At 66.3% G+C, this 17,147-nt stretch carries 13 protein-coding genes; 10 read left to right on the top strand and 3 right to left on the bottom strand.

Annotation, left to right across the window (positions count from 1 at the left end; all coding sequences use genetic code 11):
- Nucleotides 1–158: 158 nt before the first annotated feature.
- From coaE to M3G03_RS09380, 3 genes are all read left to right on the top strand, one after another.
- A complete protein-coding gene (gene coaE, locus M3G03_RS09390; protein ID WP_259809431.1) occupies nt 159–773 on the top strand; it encodes a dephospho-CoA kinase in 615 nt (204 codons plus the stop codon).
- A gap of 45 nt (nt 774–818) precedes the next feature.
- Nucleotides 819–2,912: an excinuclease ABC subunit UvrB gene (gene uvrB, locus M3G03_RS09385; protein WP_259809430.1), complete on the top strand. Its 2,094-nt coding sequence runs from the start codon at nt 819–821 to the stop codon at nt 2,910–2,912.
- A 162-nt stretch (nt 2,913–3,074) separates the two neighbouring features.
- The gene (locus tag M3G03_RS09380) at nt 3,075–4,334 is read left to right on the top strand and encodes a serine hydrolase (RefSeq protein WP_259809429.1); all 1,260 of its coding nucleotides are present in this window, start codon (nt 3,075–3,077) and stop codon (nt 4,332–4,334) included.
- A 188-nt stretch (nt 4,335–4,522) separates the two neighbouring features.
- Here the strand turns inward: M3G03_RS09380 and M3G03_RS09375 are convergent, their stop codons facing one another.
- Together M3G03_RS09375 and M3G03_RS09370 are read right to left on the bottom strand one after the other, a co-directional pair.
- Nucleotides 4,523–5,182 (bottom strand): MBL fold metallo-hydrolase, encoded by a 660-nt coding sequence (locus M3G03_RS09375; protein ID WP_259809428.1) that lies wholly within the window; start codon nt 5,180–5,182, stop codon nt 4,523–4,525.
- Between the two features lie 15 nt (nt 5,183–5,197).
- Nucleotides 5,198–5,893: a maleylpyruvate isomerase family mycothiol-dependent enzyme gene (locus tag M3G03_RS09370; RefSeq protein WP_259809427.1), complete on the bottom strand. Its 696-nt coding sequence runs from the start codon at nt 5,891–5,893 to the stop codon at nt 5,198–5,200.
- A gap of 145 nt (nt 5,894–6,038) precedes the next feature.
- On the opposite strand from M3G03_RS09370, the gene uvrA reads away from it, so the two are divergent.
- On the top strand, nt 6,039–9,071 hold the full coding sequence (uvrA, locus tag M3G03_RS09365; protein WP_259809426.1) for an excinuclease ABC subunit UvrA: 3,033 nt from the start codon (nt 6,039–6,041) through the stop codon (nt 9,069–9,071).
- A 71-nt stretch (nt 9,072–9,142) separates the two neighbouring features.
- On the opposite strand, the gene M3G03_RS09360 is transcribed toward uvrA, so the two are convergent.
- Entirely contained in the window at nt 9,143–9,547 is a 405-nt protein-coding gene (locus M3G03_RS09360) for a ubiquinol-cytochrome c reductase iron-sulfur subunit (RefSeq protein WP_259809425.1), read from the bottom strand.
- A 136-nt stretch (nt 9,548–9,683) separates the two neighbouring features.
- Here M3G03_RS09360 and uvrC point away from each other — a divergent pair, with 136 nt between their 5' ends.
- The 6 genes from uvrC (at nt 9,684) to M3G03_RS09330 (ending at nt 17,143) form a co-directional block, all read left to right on the top strand.
- Entirely contained in the window at nt 9,684–11,660 is a 1,977-nt protein-coding gene (gene uvrC / locus M3G03_RS09355) for an excinuclease ABC subunit UvrC (RefSeq protein WP_259809424.1), read from the top strand.
- Between the two features lie 89 nt (nt 11,661–11,749).
- Nucleotides 11,750–12,625, top strand: coding sequence for an RNase adapter RapZ (rapZ, locus tag M3G03_RS09350; protein WP_259809446.1), 876 nt, complete (start codon nt 11,750–11,752; stop codon nt 12,623–12,625).
- On the top strand, nt 12,622–13,578 hold the full coding sequence (gene yvcK / locus M3G03_RS09345; protein ID WP_259809423.1) for a uridine diphosphate-N-acetylglucosamine-binding protein YvcK: 957 nt from the start codon (nt 12,622–12,624) through the stop codon (nt 13,576–13,578). The genes rapZ and yvcK overlap by 4 nt, the downstream gene beginning before the upstream one ends.
- A 51-nt stretch (nt 13,579–13,629) precedes the next feature.
- Nucleotides 13,630–14,634 (top strand): DNA-binding protein WhiA, encoded by a 1,005-nt coding sequence (gene whiA / locus M3G03_RS09340; protein ID WP_259809422.1) that lies wholly within the window; start codon nt 13,630–13,632, stop codon nt 14,632–14,634.
- Nucleotides 14,635–14,829: 195 nt separating this feature from the next.
- On the top strand, nt 14,830–15,834 hold the full coding sequence (gap, locus tag M3G03_RS09335; protein WP_259809421.1) for a type I glyceraldehyde-3-phosphate dehydrogenase: 1,005 nt from the start codon (nt 14,830–14,832) through the stop codon (nt 15,832–15,834).
- A 97-nt stretch (nt 15,835–15,931) separates the two neighbouring features.
- Nucleotides 15,932–17,143 (top strand): phosphoglycerate kinase, encoded by a 1,212-nt coding sequence (locus M3G03_RS09330; RefSeq protein ID WP_259809420.1) that lies wholly within the window; start codon nt 15,932–15,934, stop codon nt 17,141–17,143.
- Nucleotides 17,144–17,147: the final 4 nt, after the last annotated feature.

Raw genomic sequence — 17,147 nt, 5'->3', positions numbered from 1 at the left:
GGGGGGCCGGCGTCGTTGACGGTGGTGGAGGCCAGGTCGTCCCTGCCCCGTGTCGGGGCTGGAACACCAGGAACCCTGCACTCGTTCGATGGAGCAGCCTGGCGCATGGAGGTCAGTGGTTCACTGGTGCCAAGGGGCGGATCTGGAAAGCTGTGGACATGACGAAGGAACTTCGTGTCTGCCTGACCGGCGGGATTGCCTCGGGCAAGAGCACGGTGGGGGAGATGTTGGCCGACCTCGGTGCGGTGGTGATCGACTCCGACGTCCTGGCGCGCGAGGTCGTTGCCCCCGGGACACCCGGGCTGGCCGCCGTCCTCGATCGCTTCGGCAGTGAGGTGCTGGCTGCAGGTGGGGGCCTGGACCGGCCGGCACTGGGCAAGCTCGTCTTCGGTGACGAGGAGGCCCGGCGGGACCTCAACGCCATCATTCACCCGCTGGTGATCGCAGAGTCGAAGCGGCGGCAGCAGGAGGCCTGGGATCAGGGGCGCGTCCCGATCAGGATGATCCCACTCCTGGTGGAGACCGGTCAGGCCCCGGATTTCGACGAGGTCCTCGTGGTGGACGTGGATCCCCAGGTGCAGCTGCGGAGGCTGATGGCGCGCAACCAGTTCGACGAGCAGGAGGCCTGGGCCAGGATCAACGCACAGGCGTCCCGGGAGGAGAGGTTGGCGGTCGCAACCCAGGTCATCGACAACTCGGGGACGGTGGAGGATCTGGCGCCGCAGGTGGATCGGGTGTGGCGCGACCTGGGCCGGTCCACGACTCAGCCGTGAGCGCACACTGCCAGTTCTGTCACACTGCCCGCATAGGGTGGAACCATGCGTCCAGTAGGAGACATTCAGCGCCGGGTGGCACCGTTCAAGGTGGTCGCCGACTTCGAGCCGGCCGGCGACCAGCCAGCAGCCATTGACGAGCTCGAACGCCGAGTCAACGCCGGCGAGCAGGACGTTGTCCTCCTGGGCGCCACCGGTACTGGCAAGACCGCGACGGTGGCCTGGCTGGCGGAGCGCCTGCAGCGTCCGATGCTGGTGATGCAGCCCAACAAGACGCTGGCTGCCCAGTTCGCCAACGAGTTGCGCCAGTTCTTCCCCGACAATGCCGTTGAGTACTTCGTCAGCTACTACGACTACTACCAGCCCGAGGCCTACGTCCCGCAGACCGATACCTACATCGAGAAGGACTCCTCCCTCAACGAGGAGGTTGAGCGGCTCCGCCACTCGGCCACCAACTCCCTGCTGACCAGGCGTGACGTGATTGTGGTGGCGACCGTCTCCGCGATCTACGGTCTGGGGACGCCACAGGAGTACCTGGACCGCAGCCTGACGCTGCGGGTCGGGGAAGAGCATGAGCGTGACGGGCTGCTGCGCCGGCTCGTCGAGATGCAGTACGCGCGCAACGACCTGGCCGGGACGCGCGGCACCTTCCGCGTGAGGGGCGACACCCTCGAGATCTTCCCGATGTATGAGGAGAATGCCGTTCGGGTTGAGTTCTTCGGCGATGAGATCGAGGCACTGTCGACCATGCACGTGCTCACGGGCGAGGTGCTCACGAACGACGAGGAGATCTACGTCTTCCCGGCGTCCCACTATGTCGCCGGCCCGCAGCGCATGGAGCGTGCGATCAACGGTATCGAGAAGGAACTGGCCGAGCGGCTGGCCGAGCTGGAGGGCCAGCAGAAGCTGCTCGAGGCTCAGCGCCTGCGCATGCGCACCAGCTACGACATCGAGATGATGCGCCAGATCGGTGCCTGCTCCGGCATCGAAAACTACTCCCTCCACATCGATGGACGCCCGCGAGGGAGCGCGCCGAACTGTCTGCTTGACTACTTCCCTGAGGACTTCGTGCTCGTCGTGGACGAGTCCCACGTGACCGTTCCGCAGATCGGTGGCATGTACGAAGGTGACATGTCCCGCAAGCGGACCCTGGTCGACCACGGCTTCCGGCTGCCGTCGGCAATGGACAACCGACCGCTGCGTTTCGAGGAGTTCGTCGAGCGGATCGGGCAGACCGTCTACCTGTCCGCCACCCCCGGCAACTACGAGATGGCACGGTCGGATGGCTTCGTCGAGCAGATCATCCGACCCACCGGTCTGGTGGATCCCGAGGTCATCGTCAAGCCCACCAAGGGCCAGATCGACGACCTGATGGGCGAGATCAAGCAGCGCGTCGCGAAGAATGAGCGCGTCCTGGTCACCACCCTCACCAAGAAGATGGCGGAGGACCTCACCGACTACCTGCTCGAGAACGGCGTCCGGACGCGCTACCTGCACTCAGAGGTCGACACGCTGCGCCGCGTCGAACTGCTCCGCGAGCTACGGATGGGCGAGTACGACGTGCTGGTGGGTATCAACCTGCTGCGAGAGGGCCTGGACCTGCCCGAGGTGTCGCTGGTGGCGATCCTGGATGCTGACAAGGAGGGATTCCTGCGCTCGGATCGCTCCCTGATCCAGACGATCGGTCGTGCAGCCCGGAATGTGGCCGGTCAGGTGCACATGTACGCCGACAAGATCACCCCCTCCATGGAAAAGGCGATCGACGAGACCAACCGTCGCCGCGACATCCAGGTGGCCTACAACAAGGAACACGGGATCGATCCGAAGCCGCTGCGCAAGAAGATCGCCGACATCACCGACATGCTGGCCCGTGAGGACGCCGACACCGAGGCGCTGGTCAAGCAGGCCCAACCCGGCGGGCGTCGCCCGACCTCCCCCGTGCCGACGCTGGGGCAGGAATCGCGCAAGCTCGACACCGGGGCAATGGCGACCAGCGAGCTGGCTGACCTGGTCCAGGAACTCACCGAGCAGATGCACACTGCCGCCAAGGAGCTGCAGTTCGAGCTGGCTGCCCGTCTACGCGACGAAATCAGTGACCTGAAGAAGGAGCTGCGCCAGATGATCGAGGCGAACAAGTGAGCCAGTACCCATCCCGCCACCCGGCTACGGTCACACCGCGCGATGGGACGGTCGCCAGGAATGGCCAGCGACGCCTGGGTGAAGGTCTGGGGTAGTTCCGCCCACCAGCAGTCCCGCAGGCCTACGATCGAAGCACGAACGCGTCGCAAAGGAGCAGGAAGAATGACTGTTGGTGGAACCATCGAGATCGTGAGCCCCGAATCGGTGGGCGTGTCCCCAGCCGGATTGGACGCGGTAGAGGCGCTGATCACCCGGCAGATCGCCAACAACGACTACCAGGGCAGCGTCGTCCTCATCGCCAGGCACGGGAGGGTCTGCTACTTCAAGGCGCATGGCAAGGCTGCTGAGGGAGTGCCCATGAGCACGGACAGCATCTTCCGGCTGGCGTCGATGACGAAGGTTCTGACCGCGGTAGCGGTGATGCAGCTGTGGGATCGCGGAATGCTCGGTCTTGCCGACCCCGTCAGCCGCTACATCCCCGAACTCGGGGATCGTCAGGTTGCCGAGTGCCAGCCGGATGGGAGTTACACCCTTCGACCTGCCGCACGCGAGATCTGCGTCCAGGACTTGCTGACGATGACGGCAGGATTCACCAATACGTGGTGGCAGGATGCGTTCCCCCTCGACGTCTACAAGGTGGTGCCGAAACTCTACGCTGAGGCGGAAGTACGCGACGACATGAATGCGCCGGATCTCACCCTTGAAGAGAACATGACTCGGCTGGCCAAGGTTCCGCTCATCGCCGATCCCGGCACCATGTTCGACTACTCCAACAGCAGTGTGGATGTGCTCTGCCGCATTGTCGAGGTTGTGTCCGGACAAGATTTTGACAGTTACCAGAAGCAACACATCCTCGAGCCACTTGGTATGCACGAGACATGGTTCTTCATTCCGGACGAGCATCGTGCTCGGCTGACGGAGGTGTACTGGCCCGGACGCGACGAAGTGCAGCGGAGCAATGTTCAGGTCGGGCCGGTCATGCTGGGGCCCGAAGGCGCGCACAGTGAGCACCACCGCTACTTCAGTGGTGCTGCCGGTCTGCACGGGACCACTGCTGACTACTTCAGATTCGCGCAGATGCTCCTGAACAAGGGCACTCTGGACGGCGCACGCATTCTGAGCCCAGCGGCGGTCGAGCTCATGACAAGCAATCAGATTGGTGACCTGACCAACTGGCAACTGACCCAGAACAAGTGGGGCTTCATGCTGGACATCCAGCAGGGAGTAAACGCCCCGGTCGGTTCCGACCACTACTTGGGTGGGGCGGGGGCGTACAGTTGGCAGGGGTACTTCTCGACCAAGTTCGTGAACAACCCGGGACGCGACAGCGTGATCCTCACCATGACGACACCCGCCGCTGATGGGGCCCTGCCACAGAACCTGCGCATCGTCGCTGCAGCCAATGCGGCCATGAACGACTGACGCGACGGGGCTCATTCTTCCGGCGACGCACGGAGTGCACGGCCAATCCTTCGATGTGACCGTCATCATCAGGATTGGCCGTGAGACGACGTTCGTGTCGATGAGGCCGACGCCTTCGCCGTCCCTCACAGGGATGGACATGCGGTGAGTGGCTCAACCGTGACAGGCAGTCGGAACGACTGGTGTGATCACCAGCCCCTTGTTCGCCATTCCCCCAGCTGTGGCCGTTCGGCCCCGAGTGTCGTGGCGTCACCATGGCCCGGGTGTACCACGGTGTCATCGGGGAAGCGGTCGAAGACCTTGTCTACCAGGTCATCCAGCAGCGAGGTGAAGTCCTCCGGCGAGTTCGTCTTGCCGGGACCCCCGGGGAACAGCGAGTCACCGGAGAAAATGTGGGTCGGCCCGTCTGCGGGCGTCCAGACCAGCGCGATCGAGCCGGGCGTGTGTCCGACCAGGCCGATCACCTCCAGCGCGCCCTCGCCGACCTGGATGGTGGAGCCGTCCCAGACCTGCTTCTGCTCGGTCCCGGTGGCTCGCTCGATGGCGTCCCGGTCGGGCCCACCGCAGATTCCGACGGCTCCGGTGGCGTCCATCACGTCGGCAGTGGCGCCGACATGGTCGTGGTGGCGATGAGTGGTCACGAGCGTGCCCAGGTCGCGTCCCTTGAGGATTTCCAGGATGCGATCGGCCTCGTCAGCAGCATCGATCCACACCGCGGGACCGGTCTGGCCCACGAGCAGGTAGCCGTTGTTGTCCATCGGGCCGAGGGACACCTTCGTGCACTCAAGGCCTCCACCCAGGTCGAAGGTGAGCGGCGCCGACTCGGCGTCGACGTGGTAACTGGTCATGCAGTGCTCCTCTGATCAGCCGACCAGCGGCAGGACAACCTGGTCGGCACCCTCCAGCTTGCTCGAATCGCACCGGCCTGTCAGCCACCCGAGCAGGAAGCGGTCGGCGCCGCTCACGACAGTCGGTTCACCGAAGCCGCCGATCCTCGCCCGGACGCCGGACGTCGACTGCAACTCAAGTCGAGGTACGTCCATGCGGTCATCCAGCCGGAAGACCATCCACTCAAGCAGCCAGCGCGCGATGTCATCGTCGACCTGGTCAATGCTGTAACCGATGCCCAGGTCGACATGATGGAGGACCACTTCGTTCAGGCGCGCAGTGGCGATCAGCCAGGCAGGGACGTGGAAGCCGGCGCGGAGTTCAACCTCCCTGGCCAGGTCATCCTCACTGCTGGCTGCCAGCCTGTTCATCACCGCATTCAGCTGGCTGGCGGAGGTGTCCAGATCAATCTGCAGGTCCAGCCCGGTCCGCTGGGACCCGCGTTCCATCTCATCCTGGCGTTCCATCTCCGAGGCGTACATGCGCGCGGAACGCCCGGAGAGAAAGGCATCCACCGAGCGGCGCAGACCGTCGGCATTACGGGCGAGGTGGGTGGCGACGTGTGCCCGGGTCCAGCCCGGAAGGAGACTGGGGGACTGCCATTCGTTGTCGCTGAGGCGGATGGTGTCACCGAGCAGGTGCTGGGTCTCCTCCATCTTCCGCTTGCGCACGGCCGCTACGCTTTCGGCGAAAGTGGGACGGGGGAAGGAACCCTCATTCGTCCCGGCTTCCTCGGCAAGCATGGCTCCACCGTAACGCCCTTGTGGTGGGCAGCGCGACCCTGAGCCGCAAGTCTTGTCGGAGGCAGCGCATACGATGCTAGACGTGAATGATCGGCTCATCGTCCGTGGCGCGCGCGCCCACAACCTGCGCAATGTCTCCCTCGACCTCCCCCGCGATGCGCTGATCGTCTTCACTGGTCTGTCGGGTTCGGGGAAGTCCTCGCTCGCCTTCGACACGATCTTCGCCGAGGGCCAGCGCCGCTACGTGGAGTCGTTGAGCGCCTACGCCCGCATGTTCCTGGGGCAGATGGAAAAGCCGGATGTCGACTTCATCGAGGGGCTCTCGCCGGCGGTGGCAATCGACCAGAAGTCGACCAGCCGCAATCCTCGTTCAACGGTGGGCACCATCACCGAGGTACACGACTACCTGCGCCTGCTCTATGCGCGCATCGGCCACCCGCACTGCCCTGAATGTGGTGAGCCGATCACCCGTCAAACCCCCCAGCAGATCGTCGATCGCCTGCTCGAACGCCCCGAGGGGACGCGCATGCAAGTGCTCGCCCCTGTCGTCCGCGGACGCAAGGGTGAGTTCGTGGACCTGTTCAAGGACCTCGCCAGCCAGGGTTTCAGCCGAGCTCGGGTCGACGGGAAGACGATCCAGCTGACCGAGCCGCCGACGCTGGACAAGCAGTACAAGCACGACATCGACGTGGTCGTCGACCGCATCGCCATCAAGCCCAGCGCCAAGCAGCGCATCACTGACTCGGTGGAAACCGCCCTCGGCATGGCCCAGGGCGTGGTCGGCATCGAGTTCGTCGAGCTGGCCGAGGACGACCCCGGGCGCGAGCGCCGCTACTCGGAGAAGCTTGCCTGCCCCAACGACCACGACATCTCCATCGAGGAGCTGGAGCCACGCCAGTTCTCCTTCAACGGGCCCTGGGGTGCCTGCCCAGCCTGTGGTGGCATCGGTACGACCATGGAGGTCGACCCCGACCTGCTCGTCCCCGACGAGGAGCTGAGTCTTTCCGACGGTGCCATCGCGGTCTGGAATACACCCCACGTCGCCTCCCACTTCGAGCATGTCTACGAGGCGTTGGGCCAGACCGAGGGCTTCGACCTGAAGACACCGTGGAAGGACCTGCCGTCGAAGGCAAAGAAGGTGCTGCTGCATGGCGCCGGTGACCCGGTGGTGGTCCGCTACCGCAACCGCTTCGGACGCATTCGCTCGTTCACCCAGAACTTCGAGGGTGCGATCCACTACGTGAAGAGGCGCCATGCCGAGGCCGAGACCGACAACATGCGTGAGCGCTTCGGGGAGTACATGCGCGAGATCCCCTGCGCGGTCTGCCAGGGTGCACGCCTGAAACCGACCTCGCTGGCGGTGACGGTGGGCGGCCGCAACATCGCGCAGGTCTCGGACATGTCGATCCGACAGGCGGCGGAATGGGCGTCCTCGTTGACGCTGAGCGAGCGCGAGGCCAAAATCGCGACCCTGGTGTTGCGCGAGATCGACGCACGGCTGACGTTCCTGCTGGACGTCGGGCTCGAATATCTGACGCTGTCGCGCGCGGCGGGGACGCTGTCGGGCGGCGAGGCCCAGCGCATCCGCCTGGCGACCCAGATCGGTTCGGGGCTGGTGGGCGTCCTCTACGTCCTCGACGAGCCCTCGATCGGCCTGCACCAGCGCGACAATCGACGCCTGATCGAGACCCTGGTGCGACTACGAGATCTGGGCAACACCCTCATCGTGGTGGAGCACGACGAGGACACCATCCGGGTGGCGGATTGGGCCGTCGACATCGGCCCGCGAGCCGGTGAGCACGGTGGTCAGGTGGTCGTCAGCGGCACCGTGCCCGAACTGATGGCCTCCGAGGAGTCCCTCACCGGCCAGTACCTGTCGGGCAAGCGATCGATCGCCCTGCCGGCAGTGAGGCGCCCCCGCACTGGGCGGGAGATCACGATCCATGGCGCGACCGAGAACAACCTGCAGAATGTCGACGTCAGCTTCCCGCTGGGGCAGATGATCGCAGTGACGGGTGTTTCGGGGTCCGGCAAGTCCTCCCTGGTCAATGGCATCCTGTACAAGGCGCTGGCACGGCGCATCTACAAGACCAAGGCGCTCCCGGGCCGACATCGGTCGATCAGCGGCTACGCGCACATCGACAAGATCATCCACGTCGACCAGTCACCGATCGGACGCACCCCGCGGTCGAACCCGGCGACCTACACCGGCGTCTTCGACAAGATCCGGGCCCTGTTCGCCTCGACGCCGGATGCGAAGGTGCGCGGCTACCTGCAGGGCCGGTTCTCCTTCAACGTCAAGGGTGGGCGCTGCGAGAACTGCATGGGCGATGGCACCATCAAGATCGAGATGAACTTCCTGCCAGACGTCTACGTCACCTGCGAGGTCTGCCACGGTGCCCGCTACAACCGGGAGACCCTCGAGGTGAAGTACAAGGGCAAGAACATCGCCGAGGTGCTCGACATGCCGATCGAGGAGGCGACGTCGTTCTTCGAACCCATCTCGTCGATCCACCGACACCTGGTGACCCTCAACGAGGTCGGGCTGGGGTATGTGCGTCTGGGCCAACCCGCCACCACCCTGTCAGGTGGTGAGGCCCAGCGCGTCAAGCTCGCTGCCGAGCTGCAGAAGCGTTCCACCGGACGCACCATGTACGTGCTCGACGAGCCCACCACCGGCTTGCACTTCGAGGACACCCGCAAGCTCCTGGGCGTGCTCGGGAGGCTGGTCGACACCGGCAACACCGTGGTGGTGATCGAGCACAACCTTGATGTCATCAAGACGGCGGACTGGATCATCGACATGGGTCCTGAAGGCGGTTCGGGAGGCGGCACCGTGGTGGTCGAAGGCACCCCCGAGGAGGTCGCGAAGTGCCCCCAATCCCACACGGGGATGTTCCTGGCGGAGATCCTGACGGGGCACGAGGTGCCGGTCGGCGAGCTCGAGCCAGCCCTGGTCGATCATGTTCCACCCGCAAAGAAGTCGACCCGCAAGGCTGCTGCGAAGAAGACTGCCGGACCGAAGCCCACGACCGCCCCGGCGACCGCCCGGAAGGCTGCTCCCGCGACGAAGGCGACCCGAAAGCGGGCCACCCCGAAGTTCTGAGCGTCCGGGTCCCACGAGCCTTTCGTGGGAGCCGGTCAGCTGCTCGGCACCACCGTGATGGCGGAGTGCACCTAGCCGCTGACCGTCAGGGTGTCGCCGTCCTTCTCGAGCTTGGCCTTGCCCAGTCCGGACGTCGCCGGACCCTGCAGCACGGAACCGTCGTCGAGGTTGAACTGGGAGTTGTGGCAGCCGCAGATGATCTTGTTCTCGGCGACGCTGGTGACCTCACAGCCCGCGTGGGGGCAGGTGGAGTTGAAGGCCCTGTACTCCCCGCCCTTCGGCTGCGTGACGACGTAGCCCTTGCCCTTGAGGATCACCCCGCCCCCTTCCGGGACGTCACCGACCGGCAATGTCACCGGCTCCTTGGGCTTGTTCATGTCCAAGCCGGGCTTGTTCGAGCATCCGGCCAGACCGGCGGTGGATGCGGCGGCGAGGCCGGCTGCGGCGAGGAAGAGGCGGCGATCGGGAGGTGTCAACGGGGTCACCTTTCACTGCGGGGTCTGTGCCCCCACCCTACCCACACCCCACAGCGGCTGCGCCGGGGGCGAACACCGCAGCTGCGCGGCGCTCGGGCGTCCGGTTCTGTCAGGGCCGCAGCCTAGACTCGCACGCATGGCCGATCCGTCCACGTACCGTCCTGCGCCCGGAAGCATCCCCACCGATCCAGGGGTCTACCGCTTCCTGGACGCGCACGGCACGGTGCTCTACGTGGGCAAGGCCAAGAACCTGCGCCAGCGACTCAACTCCTACTTCGCCGACCCAGCGGGCTTGCACTTCCGTACCCAGACCATGGTCCGTACCGCGGCCAAGGTCGAATGGACCGTGGTGCAGAACGAGCTTGAATCGCTGCAGCTGGAATACACCTGGATCCAGCAGTACGACCCCCGCTTCAACGTGAAGTACCGCGACGACAAGTCCTACCCCTGGCTGTGCATCACCTGGTCCGATGAGTTCCCCCGCGTCTTCGTCGGTCGCGGCGCCAAGCGCAAGGGTTACCGCTACTTCGGCCCCTTCGGCCAGGCCTGGGCAATCCGGGAGACCGTCGACTCCCTGCTGCGGGTCTTCCCGATGCGCTCCTGCTCCAATGGCACCTTTCGCACCGCCCAGTCCACGGGCCGCCCCTGCCTTCTGGCCCACATCGGCAAATGTGCGGCGCCGTGCGTGGGCCGGATCGACGAGGAGCACCACCGGGAGTTGGTCGAGGACTTCTGCACGTTCATGTCCGGGCGGACCCAGCAGCTGACCCGCCGGCTTGAGAAGCAGATGCAGATCGCCTCGGACAACCTCGAGTTCGAGAAGGCTGCGGTCCTGCGTGACTCCCTCGGAGCACTCTCCAAGGCGACCGCAAAGAATGCCATCGTGCTCTCCGATGGCACGGACGCCGACGTCATCGCGGTCGCCGAGGACCCGTTGGAGGTGGCCATCCAGATCTTCCACGTCCGCGCTGGACGCGTGCGCGGTGAACGGGGCTGGATCGCCGACAGGGCCGATGACTCCAGCCTGTCGGACCTCATCGAGGCCTTCCTGCTCCAGCTCTACGCCGACGCCACAGCCCATCAGGAGCCAGGAGAGGAATCCCCGGTACCCAAGGAGATCCTCGTACCCGCCCAACCGACCTCCGGCCCCGTCATGGCTGAACTCTTGAGCTCGGTGCGGGGGAGCAGGGTCACCATCCGCGTCCCCCAACGCGGTGACAAGGTGACACTCATGGACACGGTGGCCCGCAACGCTGCCCAGGCCCTGGCCCAGCACAAGATGAAGCGAGCCAGCGACCTGTCCACCCGCAACCGCGCCCTGGAAGAGATCCACAAGGCACTGAGCCTGCCCGAACCGCCCCTGCGCATCGAGTGCTTCGACATCTCCCACACCCAGGGCCAGGAAGTGGTGGGGTCCATGGTCGTCTTCGAGGACGGCCTGCCCCGCAAGTCGGAGTACCGCCGATTCATCATCCGGAGCTTCGAGGGCTCCGATGACGTGCGCGCCATGCACGAGGTGATCACCCGCCGCCTGCGCCGACTGCTCGACGATCGCGAATCCATGTCCGCCGAGGCGACGGACGGCCCGGCTCTCATCGACCCCACCACCGGAGTCGCCCGCAAGTTCGCCTATGCCCCGGCCCTCATCGTCGTCGACGGCGGCCCCCCGCAGGTCGCCGCCGCCCAGCGGGCCATGGACGACCTCGGAATCACCGACATCGCCCTGTGCGGCCTGGCCAAGCGTCTGGAGGAGGTGTGGGTGCCCGACGACGAGTATCCGGTCATCCTGCCGCGTACCAGCGAGGGGCTCTACCTGCTTCAGCGACTCCGCGACGAGGCCCACCGTTTCGCCATCACCCACCACCGGGGACGCCGCTCGAAGGCGATGCTCGAGTCGACCCTGGACGACGTCCCGGGCTTGGGGGAGGTTCGCCGCAAGACACTGCTCAACTACTTCGGATCGCTCAAGAAGCTGCGCGCCGCGACGGTCGACGAGATCGCCGCCGTGCCCGGCTTCGGGCCCACCCTGGCCGCTGCCGTCCACGACGCGATGGCCGATACCGAGGCCCCGGTGGCCGTCAACATGACCACGGGCGAGATCGTCGAGAACTGAGCCGACAGGCCCGCCCCCGGCGGGCTGGCCATAATGGAGGCGTGACCAGCGATGACTCCGCCCTGACCGGCCGCCTGCCGCGGCTCGACATCTCGCGCCCCGACGGCGATGAGCCAACCCGGCTGGTCGTGATCACCGGGATGTCGGGGGCAGGGCGACGCACTGCCGCCCACGCCATGGAGGACCTGGGATGGTACGTGGTGGACAACCTTCCCGCCGCCATGATCCCGCACCTGCTGGAGGTCACGCGCAGCAACCGACTCCCCCGGGTTGCGGTCATCCTCGACGTCCGCTCGGCAGCCCTCGCCGAGGAGATGCCCAACACCCTGGAAGAACTGCGCGAGGCGGGAATCAACCCCGAGATCCTCTTCCTTGAGGCCGACGACGCAGTGATCGTCAAGCGCCAGGAGTCATCCCGGCGCCCCCTTCCCCTCCAGGGTGATGGACGCCTCGTCGAAGCCATCGTCAAGGAACGCCGACTGTTGGGGCCGCTGCGGGCCCAGGCCGACCTGGTCATCGACACCTCCAACCTCACCATTCACCAGCTCGGCTCCCGCATCGCCCATGCCTTCGGCGGCGCCCACGACCACATGGTGCGCATCGCGATCATGAGTTTCGGCTTCAAGAACGGCCTGCCCATTGACGCCGATGTTGTCTTCGACGTGCGTTTCCTGCCCAACCCGCACTGGGTGCCCGAGCTGCGCCCCATGACGGGCCTGTCCGAACCGGTCAGCAGCTACGTGCTCTCCCAGCCCGGTGCCGCTGAATTCCTCGACCAGCTCCAGGGCCTGCTCGCCATCGTCGCCCCCGGCTATGTCCGCGAGGGCAAGCGACTGCTCACCGCCGCCATTGGCTGCACGGGGGGCAAGCACCGCTCCACCGCCATGAGCGAGGAGCTCGCCCGCCGCCTGCGTGAGGTGGGCCATCACGTCACCGTGATCCACCGTGACCTGGGGCTGGAATGACGCGCCCCACCCTGGACCAACTCCCCGCCGTGACTGCCCTCGGGGGCGGGCACGGCCTCTCGGCGTCCCTCAGCGCCCTGCGCCGCCTCACCGACCGGCTGACCGCCATCGTCACGGTCGCTGATGACGGCGGCTCCTCAGGACGCATCCGGCAGGAGTTCGGTGGGCTTCCCCCCGGCGACCTGCGCATGGCGCTGGCGGCGCTGTGCGGCGACGACCACACCGGACGCCTGTGGGCCGAGATCCTGCAGACGCGTTTCCCCGGTGACGGGCAACTGGGAGGTCACGCCATCGGCAACCTGCTGATCGCCGGCATCTGGGAACGGCTGGGTGACCCCGTGCGGGGCCTGGCCATGGTGGGGGAGCTGCTGCACTCCCGCGGCCGCGTCCTGCCCATGTCAACCACGCCGCTGGGCATCGAGGCCGACGTGCTGGGGTTGGATCCCTACTCGCCCGACGAGGTGTGCACCCTGGCAGGGCAGGCAACCATCGCGAAGACGCGCGGGCAGGTGCAGGGGGTCAGGTTGGTCCCCGAGAAGCCTCCTGCCTGCCCGGAGGCCGTGCAGGCGATCGAGGAGAGCGACTTCGTGGTCCTGGGGCCGGGGTCCTGGTTCACCTCGGTGATGCCGCACCTGCTCGTGCCCGACCTCTACCAGGCCATCAACACCACGCCCGCCAGGCGGATCCTGACGCTCAACATCCGCCCGGCCGACGAAACCGCCGGATACACCGCCTCCCGGCACCTCGAGCTATTGTCCGAACACGCCCCCGGCCTGCGTCTCGACTGGGTCGTCGCCGACCGCAAGTTCGTTGAGGAGGACCGCCACCTGGAGGCCTATGCGGGCTCCCTCGGCGCCCAGCTGTTTGTCAGCCACGTGGCGATGCGCGATGGCAGTGCCCGCCACGATCCCTTCCGCCTTGCCTCGGCGCTGGGCGAGGTGATGGGCCTGTAGCCCCGTTTCCGCTCGAGCATGCGTTGGGATCGAATGTGTAAGGATGCTGGCATGGCCATGACCCCCCTGGTGAAGTCGGAGCTGTGCACGATCAAGGTGACCAAGCCTTGCTGCCGCCGCTCGGAGATCACGTCGATGCTGCGTTTCGGGGGCGGCTTGCACATCGTCGGCGGGGGGCACCTGGTCATCGAATGCGAACTCGACACCGGCGCGGCTGCCCGTCGCCTGCGTACGGGACTGATGGAGGTCTACGGCATTGACTCGGAGATGCTGGTCATCCAGAGCTCCGGGCTGCGCAAGGGGACCCGCTACACCGTCCGCGTGGTCCAGGACGGCGCCTCCTTGGCTCGCCAGACCGGCCTGGTCGATTCCAAGGGACGCCCCGCGCGCGGGCTGCCCGCCACCGTGGTCGGCGCCGGTGCCTGCTGCCAGGTGTCGGTGTGGCGCGGTGCCTTCCTCGCCCACGGCTCCCTCACTGAACCCGGCCGCTCGATGTCACTCGAGGTCACCTGCCCGGGCAGCGAAGCTGCCCTGGCCCTGGTCGGGTCTGCGCGACGCCTGGGGATCACCGCGAAGTCGCGCGAGGTGCGCGGCATCGACCGGGTGGTGATCCGGGACGGCGATGCGATCGGCGCCCTGCTCACGCGGATGGGCGCCCACGAGGCCGTATTGGCCTGGGAAGAACGCAGGATGCGCCGCGAAGTCCGTGCGTCCGCCAACAGGCTGGCCAATTTCGACGATGCCAACCTGCGCCGCTCGGCGCGAGCCGCTGTGGCCGCCAGCGCGCGCGTCGAACGTGCCCTGGAGATCCTGGGCGATGACATCCCCGACCACCTGTTGAGCGCCGGCCGCCTCCGTCTGGAGCACCGCAACGCGAGCCTGGAGGAACTTGGCCAGGCCCACAACCCTCCGCTCACCAAGGACGCGATGGCGGGCCGTATTCGACGCCTTCTCGCGACCGCCGACAAGGTCGCCGAGGAGCAGGGAATTCCTGACACCGAGGCGAATCTCACAGCGCAGATGCTCGATGAGGCCGAGGACAGCCGTTTGCGCTGAGACCGGGGAGCATCCGCCTCACAAGGGCTGTATTCCCGCGGATCCGGCCCCTGCATCCTGGCGATGCACCATCGTGCAGGTGGGCTGCGCGACAGGTCGGAAAGCGTGCGCCCTACCTTTGGCCCCCGCCCTCCCGACTCCGTGACCTTTTCGTTAGGCTGGGGGTGCAACCACAAAGGTAAAGGAGCACAACACATGACTGTCAAGGTTGGCATCAACGGCTTCGGCCGTATCGGCCGCAACTACTTCCGCGCACTGGTCGCCCAGGGGGCTGACCTCGAAGTGGTGGCCGTCAACGACCTCACTGACAACGCCACCCTCGCTCACCTGCTGAAGTACGACTCGATCCTGGGCCGTTTCCCCGGCGAGGTGTCGCACGACGAGAACGCCATCTACGTCGATGGCAAGGAGATCAAGGCCTTCGCCGAGAAGGACCCCACGAACCTGCCGTGGAAGGACCTCGGCGTCGACATCGTCATCGAGTCCACCGGCTTCTTCACTGACGCCACCAAGGCCAAGGCCCATCTGGACGCTGGAGCCAAGAAGGTCCTGATCTCGGCTCCCGCCAAGAACGAGGACATCACCGTCGTGATGGGCGTGAACGACGACAAGTACGATCCCGCCGCTCACAACATCATCTCCAACGCCTCCTGCACCACCAACTGCCTGGCCCCCATGGCCAAGGCGCTGAACGACGGTCTTGGCATCGTCAAGGGCCTGATGACCACCATCCACGCCTACACCCAGGACCAGAACCTGCAGGATGGTCCCCACAAGGACCTGCGTCGCTCCCGCGCCGCTGCCCTCAACATGGTTCCCACCACCACCGGCGCCGCCAAGGCCGTCGCCCTGGTGCTGCCCGAGCTGAAGGGCAAGCTGGACGGCTACGCCATGCGTGTCCCCACCCCGACCGGTTCCGCCACCGACCTCACCTTCGAGGCCTCGCGCGAGACCACCGTCGAGGAGGTCAACGAGATCGTCAAGAAGGCCGCGGAAGGCCACATGAAGGGCCGTCTGGTCTACACCGAGGACCCGATCGTCTCCAAGGACATCGAGACCGACCCGGCCTCCTGCATCTTCGACGCCCAGCTGACGAAGGTCATCGGCAACCAGGTGAAGGTCGTCGGCTGGTACGACAACGAGTGGGGCTACTCCAACCGCCTCGTCGACCTGACCGTCCTGGTCGGCTCCAAGCTCTGATCAACTCCTGAGGAACGAGGGGGTGGGGTCCGCCCCGCCCCCTCTTTCCGTCTCCCGACACTCACACCCCCAGCCACCCCCCCGAAAGGCACAGACTGTGAAGTCCGTTTCCGAGCTCGGCGACCTGCGCGGCAAGCGCGTGGTCATCCGTTGCGATTTCAACGTCCCCCTGGACGGCGAGACGATCACCGACGACGGTCGTATCCGCGCCGCCCTGCCCACCCTGAACCAGCTGCGCGAGGCCGGCGCCCGCGTCGCCGTCCTGGCCCACCTTGGCCGCCCCAAGGGTGAGGTCAACCCCAAGTACTCCCTGGCCCCCGTCGCCAAGCGGCTGGGTGAACTGCTCGGCACCGAGGTCACGCTGGCCGGTGACGTCGTCGGCGAGTCCGCCCAGCAGACCGTCGCCGCCCTCCAGGACGGCGAGGTCGCCCTCATGGAGAACGTGCGCTACGAGAAGGCCGAGGAGTCCAAGGACGAGGCCGAGCGCGTCGAGCTGGCGAAGAAGTACGCCGCTCTCGGTGAGGTCTTCATCTCCGACGGCTTCGGTGTGGTGCACCGCAAGCAGGCCTCGGTCTACGACGTCGCCAAGCTGCTCCCCAACGCCGCAGGCACCCTGGTCACGAAGGAGGTCGACGTCCTCGCCGGCCTCACCCAGGACCCGCAGCGACCCTACGTCGTCGTCCTCGGCGGCGCGAAGGTGGCCGACAAGCTGGCCGTCATCGACAACCTGCTGAAGCTCGCCGACACCCTGGTCATCGGTGGTGGCATGCTGTTCACCTTCCTCAAGGCCAAGGGCTTGGAGGTCGGCAAGTCGCTGGTCGACAACGACAGCCTCGAGGCCTGCAAGCGCTACCTGGAGGACGCCGAGAAGGCCGGCAAGACCATCCTGCTGCCCACCGACATCCGCGTGGCCGAGGGTGCCGACTTCGAGAACCACAAGGTCGTTGGAGAGGTCGAGGTGGTCCCCGCCAACGCCATCCCCGCCGACAAGATGGGTCTGGACATCGGCCCTGAGTCGGAGAAGGCCTTCGCCGACGCCATCAAGGGTGCAAAGACCGTGTTCTGGAACGGTCCCATGGGTGTCTCCGAGATCGAGGAGTTCGCCGGCGGCACCAAGGCCGTCGCGCAGGCCCTCACCGAGGTCGACGGCCTCTCGGTCGTGGGTGGCGGCGACTCCGCTGCCGCCGTGCGGGAGCTCGGCTTCGCCGATGACGCCTTCGGTCACATCTCGACCGGCGGCGGCGCGTCGCTGGAATACCTCGAGGGCAAGGAACTGCCCGGTCTGACCGTTCTGGAGGAGAACAAGTGAGCAC

It is taken from the genome of Aestuariimicrobium sp. p3-SID1156 (assembly GCF_025144225.1).
Lineage (GTDB): Bacteria > Actinomycetota > Actinomycetes > Propionibacteriales > Propionibacteriaceae > Aestuariimicrobium.
This window is presented reverse-complemented; position numbering and strand designations above follow the sequence as displayed.

Excerpts from the sequence above, each read along its gene's own strand:
- coaE (WP_259809431.1), top strand. The coding sequence starts at position 159 with ATGACGAAGGAACTTCGTGTCTGCCTGACCGGCGGGATTGCCTCGGGC.
- uvrB (WP_259809430.1), top strand. The coding sequence starts at position 819 with ATGCGTCCAGTAGGAGACATTCAGCGCCGGGTGGCACCGTTCAAGGTG.
- M3G03_RS09380 (WP_259809429.1), top strand. The coding sequence starts at position 3,075 with ATGACTGTTGGTGGAACCATCGAGATCGTGAGCCCCGAATCGGTGGGC.
- M3G03_RS09375 (WP_259809428.1), bottom strand. The coding sequence starts at position 5,182 with ATGACCAGTTACCACGTCGACGCCGAGTCGGCGCCGCTCACCTTCGAC.
- uvrA (WP_259809426.1), top strand. The coding sequence starts at position 6,039 with ATGCTAGACGTGAATGATCGGCTCATCGTCCGTGGCGCGCGCGCCCAC.
- uvrC (WP_259809424.1), top strand. The coding sequence starts at position 9,684 with ATGGCCGATCCGTCCACGTACCGTCCTGCGCCCGGAAGCATCCCCACC.
- yvcK (WP_259809423.1), top strand. The coding sequence starts at position 12,622 with ATGACGCGCCCCACCCTGGACCAACTCCCCGCCGTGACTGCCCTCGGG.
- whiA (WP_259809422.1), top strand. The coding sequence starts at position 13,630 with ATGGCCATGACCCCCCTGGTGAAGTCGGAGCTGTGCACGATCAAGGTG.
- gap (WP_259809421.1), top strand. The coding sequence starts at position 14,830 with ATGACTGTCAAGGTTGGCATCAACGGCTTCGGCCGTATCGGCCGCAAC.